The 6,053-nt window shown below is 73.8% G+C and carries 6 protein-coding genes; all 6 read right to left on the reverse strand.

Translation table 11 applies throughout. The features are described from left to right. Positions 1-212: 212 nt before the first annotated feature. Positions 213-1,256 carry a branched-chain amino acid aminotransferase gene (locus HZZ00_RS22515; protein WP_180328133.1) on the reverse strand — a complete coding sequence of 348 codons (1,044 nt, stop codon included), beginning with the start codon at positions 1,254-1,256 and terminating at the stop codon, positions 213-215. A gap of 16 nt (positions 1,257-1,272) precedes the next feature. Next, positions 1,273-1,626 (reverse strand): nuclear transport factor 2 family protein, encoded by a 354-nt coding sequence (locus tag HZZ00_RS22520; RefSeq protein WP_180328134.1) that lies wholly within the window; start codon positions 1,624-1,626, stop codon positions 1,273-1,275. Between the two features lie 17 nt (positions 1,627-1,643). Then, a complete protein-coding gene (ispG, locus tag HZZ00_RS22525) occupies positions 1,644-2,783 on the reverse strand; it encodes a flavodoxin-dependent (E)-4-hydroxy-3-methylbut-2-enyl-diphosphate synthase (protein WP_180328135.1) in 1,140 nt (379 codons plus the stop codon). A 46-nt stretch (positions 2,784-2,829) separates the two neighbouring features. Then, entirely contained in the window at positions 2,830-4,644 is a 1,815-nt protein-coding gene (locus HZZ00_RS22530; protein ID WP_180328136.1) for a 1-deoxy-D-xylulose-5-phosphate synthase, read from the reverse strand. A 17-nt stretch (positions 4,645-4,661) separates the two neighbouring features. Beyond that, positions 4,662-5,696, reverse strand: a complete 1,035-nt coding sequence (ispH, locus tag HZZ00_RS22535) for a 4-hydroxy-3-methylbut-2-enyl diphosphate reductase (protein WP_180328137.1) — start codon at positions 5,694-5,696, stop codon at positions 4,662-4,664. A 109-nt stretch (positions 5,697-5,805) separates the two neighbouring features. Further along, positions 5,806-6,015: an MbtH family protein gene (locus tag HZZ00_RS22540; RefSeq protein ID WP_070027727.1), complete on the reverse strand. Its 210-nt coding sequence runs from the start codon at positions 6,013-6,015 to the stop codon at positions 5,806-5,808. Between the last annotated feature and the right edge of the window lie 38 nt (positions 6,016-6,053).

The raw sequence follows: 6,053 nt of genomic DNA on the forward strand, positions 1-6,053 counted from the left end.
GCGTGCCGCCGCTCGCGCACGGCCCCCAGGGAAGAAGAGGCAGCGGTGTGAGCAGAGTCGGCTGCGGTTCCGGGGAGGCGGCGGGAGGCCGGGGCGGTCGGCCGGGGTCGGTCTCGCCGACCGCCACCGGGGCGGGGGCAGCGCGAAGGGCGGCACCGGGAGTGGGGTCCCCGGTGCCGCCCTCCGGCACGCGCCCGCGCGCGCCCGGTCTCCTACCGGCCGGTGTGAATGCGCAGCCATCCGTGCGGGTCCGGCGCCCGCCCCTGGTGCAGATCGCTCAGCGCGTCGCGCATCTCCAGGGTCAACGGACCCGGCTTGCCGCCGCCGATCGTCCAGCGCTCGGTGCCGTCGCACACCTCGCCGACCGGGGCCACCAGCGCCGCCGTGCCGCAGGCGAACGTCTCCGTGACGAGGCCCGACGCGCTCTGCGCGCGCCACTGCTCGACGGAGACCCGCTCCTCGCGCACGGTGTGGCCGCGCCGCGCGGCGAGGGTGAGCAGGGAGTCGCGGGTGACGCCGGGCAGCAGGGTGCCGGTGAGCGGCGGGGTGACCACTTCGGCGGTGGGGCCCGTGCCGCGGACGAAGAAGAGGTTCATGCCGCCCATCTCCTCGACCCAGCGGCGCTCCACCGGATCGAGCCAGACCACCTGGTGGCATCCGGCGTCGGCCGCGGCCCGCTGGGCCAGGAAGGCGCCCGCGTAGTTCCCGGCGCACTTGGCCTGCCCGGTGCCGCCGGGGGCGGCCCGGGAGAACTCCCGGCTGACGAGCACCGACACCGGATCGGGCCGGTCGGAGAAGAAGCCGCCGGTGACGAAGCCCAGGAGCAGGAAGGTGAAGGCGCGCGCGGGGCGCAGTGCCAGGCAGGGCTCGCTGGCGAAGAGCACCGGCCGCAGGTAGAGGCTCAGGGTGGGGTCGTCGGCGGGCAGGGCCGCGCCGTCGGCGCCGACGAAGGCGTCCACGGCCTCCAGGAAGAGTTCCTCGGGCAGCTCCGGCATGGCGAGCCGGCGCGCCGACTGCCGGAAGCGCTGTGCGTGGGCGTCGGGCCGGAAGGTGGCGAGCGTCCCGTCCGCCCTTCGGTGGGCCTTGAGCCCCTCGAACACCACCTGCCCGTAGTGCAGTCCGGCCATCGCGGGGCTGAACGCGAGGTCGCCGTGGGGCAGCAGGCGCGGGCGGCCCGCCCAGCCGTGCTCGGCGGTCCATTCCAGCAGCACCATGTGGTCGGTGAACCGCTCCCCGAAGCCATGTCCCGTCGTCACCTCGGTGCTCCTCTCGTCAGACCAGCGGGGCGTAGAAGAAGGTGTCCCGGCTGCGGAACCGGCCGGTGTCGGTGAAGGTGAAGAAGTCCGCGAACCGCAGCGAGACCGAGCGGCCGTCGTGCAGGGTCCCCTCGAACGTGCCGTGCACCGCGGCCCCGTCCGCGTGCACCAGCGTGGTGGACAGGGTGTGCCGGCCCTCCTTGATGACGCGCTGCTCGCGGTAGAAGCGCTCCAGTTCGGTCCTGCCGACCAGCGGGTCGTAGCCGGGGCGGCGGTAGACGGCGTCGTGGTCGAAGAGTTCGACGAGGGCGGGTACGTCGCCGACGTCCACCAGCTCGTAGTAACGGCGTATGTGCTGTTCGGTGTTCATCCGCGGCCTCCTTCGGGTCACGCCGTCTGCGGGCTGGGAGCACTGCCCTGGTCGGCGTCGGCCAGCCGCAGGGCCTCCTCGATCAGGGTTTCGACGATCTTCGACTCCGGTACGGTGCGCACGACCTCGCCCTTGACGAAGATCTGGCCCTTGCCGTTGCCGGAGGCCACGCCGAGGTCCGCTTCCCGGGCCTCGCCGGGGCCGTTGACCACGCAGCCCATCACGGCGACGCGCAGCGGGGCTTCGAGCCCGTCCAGACCGGCGGCGACCTCGGCCGCCAGTTTGTAGACGTCCACCTGGGCGCGGCCGCAGGAGGGGCAGGAGACGATGTCGAGCCGGCGCGGGCGCAGGTCCAGCGAGCGCAGGATCTGCTGGGCGACCTTGACCTCCTCCGCCGGTGGCGCGGACAGCGAGACCCGGATGGTGTCGCCGATGCCCTGGCGCAGCAGCGCGCCGAAGGCGACCGCGGACTTGACGGTGCCCTGGAAGGCCGGCCCGGCCTCGGTGACGCCCAGGTGGAGGGGGTGGTCACAGGACTCGGCGAGGAGTTCGTAGGCGCGGATCATGACGACCGGGTCGTTGTGCTTCACGGAGATCTTGAGGTTGTGGAAGTCGTGTTCGGCGAACAGGCTCGCCTCCCACAGGGCCGACTCCATCAGGGCCTCCGGGGTGGCCTTGCCGTGCTTGGCCAGCAGCCGCTGGTCCAGCGAGCCGGCGTTGACCCCGATCCGGATGGGCGTGCCGTGGTCCTTCGCCGCGCGGGCGATGTCCTTGATCCGGTCGTCGAACCTCTTGATGTTGCCGGGGTTGACCCGGACCCCGGCGCAGCCGGCCTCGATGGCGGCGAAGACGTAGCGCGGCTGGAAGTGGATGTCGGCGATCACGGGGATCTGCGACTTGGCGGCGATCAGCGGCAGGGCGTCCGCGTCGTCCTGCGAGGGGCAGGCCACCCGCACGATGTCGCAGCCGGCGGCGGTGAGTTCGGCGATCTGCCGGAGGGTGGCGTCGACGTCGGCGGTGACGGTGGTCGTCATGGACTGCACGGAGACGGGGTGTTCGCTGCCCACGCCCACGCCGCCGACGTCCAGTTGGCGGGTCGGCCGGCGCGGCGCGAGTGCCGGCGGGGGCATCGGCGGCATGCCGAGCTGGACCGTCATGGGGTTCTCCTGATCCGGTGCGGGAATGGGTGCGGGGTCTGCCCGATTACTGGTCGGCGCCGACGGGCTGGGGGGCCGGGGCGTCGTAGCGGATGTCGTCGTCGCGGTGGGCGAGCGCCTCGACCACGGCGCGGGCGATGCCGCGTCCGGTCAGTCCGCACGCGGCGAGGATGTCGCCGCGCCGGCCGTGGTCCAGGAAGCGCTGGGGCAGTGCGAGGGTGCGGGCCGGGGTGCGGGCGCCCGCGTCGGCGAGGGCCTGGGCCAGGGCGGCGCCGGTGCCGCCGGCGCGGCCGCCGTCCTCCACGGTGACGACCAGTCCGTGGTCGAGTCCCATGGTGACGAGGGCGGTGGGCACGGGGGCGATCCAGCGCGGGTCGACCACGGTGACGCCGAAACCGTGCTCTTCCAGCCGGTCGGCCGCCTCCAGGCAGACCCCGGCCATGGTGCCGACGGACACCAGCAGGACGTCGCGGGCCGCGGTGGCGGGGCGGCGCAGCACGTCCGTTCCGGCGACGGTGCCGACCGCCGCGACGGCGGCCGGGGCGGTGCCCTTGGGGAAGCGCAGCGCGGTGGGTCCGTCGGTGACGGCGACGGCCTCGCGCAGGGCGCGGCGCAGGGTGGCGGCGTCGCGGGGCGCCGCCACCCGCAGTCCGGGCACCAGCTGGACCAGGGAGAGGTCCCACATGCCGTTGTGGGAGGCGCCGTCGTCGCCGGTCACCCCGGCCCGGTCCAGGACGAAGGTGACCGGGGCGCGGTGCAGGGCGACGTCGAGCAGCAGCTGGTCGAAGGCGCGGTTGAGGAAGGTGGCGTAGAGGGCCACCACGGGGTGCAGGCCGCCCAGGGCGAGGCCGGCCGCCGAGGTGACGGCGTGCTGTTCGGCGATGCCGACGTCGAAGGTGCGCTCGGGGAAGCGGTCGGCGAAGCGGGACAGGCCGGTGGGCGCGAGCATGGCGGCCGTGACGGCGACGAGGTCGGGGCGCCGGGCGCCGAGTTCCTCGAGTTCGGCGGCGAACACATCGGTCCAGGCGGGGCCTTCGGCGGAGGCCGCCGGGGTGGCGGGCCGGGGGCGCACGGCGTGGAAGCGGTCGGTCTCGTCCTGTTCGGCGGGGGCGTGGCCGCGGCCCTTCTCGGTCAGGCAGTGCACGACGACCGGGCGGCCGAGGTCCGCCGCCCGGCGCAGGGCGCGCTCCAGGGCGGCGATGTCGTGCCCGTCGACCGGGCCCAGGTAGGCCAGCCCCATGTTCTCGAACACGCTGGGCCCGCTGTGTTCCCCGGTGCGCAGCCCGGCCAGGTGCTCGGCGAGGCCGCCGACCGTGGGGGCGTAGGAGCGGGTGTTGTCGTTGAGCACGACGATCACCGGGCGGTGCGGGGCCGCCCCGAGGTTGTTCAGCCCCTCCCAGGCCATGCCGCCCGTCAGCGCGCCGTCCCCGATGACGGCCACCACCGCGCGGTCGGTGACGCCCTGGAGTTCGTGCGCCTTGGCCAGTCCGTCGGCGTAGGACAGGACGGTCGAGGCGTGCGAGTTCTCGATGACGTCGTGCTCGGACTCGGTCCGGGAGGGGTAGCCGGACAGTCCGCCGGGCTGCCGGAGCGTCCCGAAGGCCCCGGCGCGGCCGGTGAGGATCTTGTGGGCGTAGGTCTGGTGCCCGGTGTCCCACAGGAGCCGGTCGCGCGGGGAGTCGAAGACCCGGTGCAGGGCGATGGTCAGCTCGACCACGCCGAGGCTCGGTCCGAGGTGGCCTCCGGTGCGGGTCACCTCATCGACGAGCAACCGCCTGATGCCGACGGCGAGTTCCTCCGTCTGCTCGGGGGTGAGGGCGCGCAGGTCGTCCGCTGCGGGGACCGGATCGATCGACGTCATGACGGTTCCTGTTCTGGTCACAGGGCTTCATCGGCCAGTGGGGTGCTCGGGGTGCGACCGGTGCCCGGGTCGGCGAGCCGGCCGGGCAGGGCGAAGACGACGTCCTCGGGGGTTCCCCGGTCGACCTCGACGTGGGTGTAGCCGAGGCCGGCCAGCCGGTCGAGGAGCCCGCGGACGAGGGACTCGGGGGCGCTGGCGCCGGAGCTGACGCCGATGCGAGTGGCGGAGGCGAGCCAGGAGACGTCCAGGTGTCCGGCGTCGGGCACCAGGTGGGCGGCGCTGCCCTGTTCCCGGGCGACCTCCACCATGCGGGCGGAGTTGCTGGAGTTGCGCGAGCCCACGACGAGGACGAGGTCGTTGCGGTGGGCCAGTGCCTTGACCGCGTTCTGCCGGTTCTGGCTGGCGTAGCAGATGTCGCTGCCGGCCGGTCCGACGATGTCGGTGAACCGGCGGTGCAGGGCCGCGACGACCCGCGCGGTGTCGTCGAAGGAGAGGGTGGTCTGGGTGAGGTAGGCCACCGGCGCGTCGTCGGGGAGGGCGAGCGCCGCCACGTCGGCCTCGCTCTCCACGACGAGGGTGCGTTCGGGGGCCTCGCCGCGGACGCCCTCGACCTCCTCGTGGTCGGCGTGGCCGACCAGCAGGATGGTCCGTCCGTCGCGGGCGTAGCGCAGGGCCTCCTGGTGCACCTTGGCGACCAGCGGGCAGGTCGCGTCGATCACGTCGAGCCGGCGGCGCGCGGCCCCGGTCCGTACGGCCGGGGACACCCCGTGGGCGGAGAAGACGCACACCGCGCCCTCGGGCACCTCCTCCTCGCTGTCCACGAACCGGGCGCCGCGCTTTTCCAGTTCGGCGACGACGTGGTGGTTGTGCACGATCTCCTTGCGGACGTACACGGGCGCGCCGTGCATGTCGAGGGCGCGTTCCACGATGCCGATGGCGCGGCGCACGCCCGCGCAGAAGCCGCGCGGTTCGGCCAGCGCGACGCTCTTGACGGGCTGTCGGGGCGCGGCGGTGCCGGCTGCTCCGGGGGTCGGCAGGCTGGTGGTGCTCATGGCGCGCTCCGTTCGGGGAGGTGGGAGAGGGATCGGGCCGCGGGGTGGCCGGCGTGTCCGCCGGCCGGGGGGCGGCGTGCTCACCGCCGTCCCCCCGTGCCGGCCGTGGTCAGGCGGCCATCTGGCGGACGAGGCTCTTGGGCCGCATGTCGGTCCAGTTGGCCTCGATGTAGTCGAGGCAGGACTGGCGGTCGTTCACCGTGTACACGACCTCCCAGCCGGCCGGGACCTCGGCGAAGTCGGGCCACAGGGAGTGCTGGCCCTCGTCGTTGACCAGGACGACGTAGCGGCCCTCGGCGTTCTCGAACGGGTTCGTCATTTCTTTTCCCTTTCCTTTTCGAAGAGGTTCCGGCGGTG

It is taken from the genome of Streptomyces sp. NEAU-sy36, from assembly GCF_013423905.1.
GTDB classification, from domain to species: Bacteria; Actinomycetota; Actinomycetes; order Streptomycetales; family Streptomycetaceae; genus Streptomyces; species Streptomyces misionensis.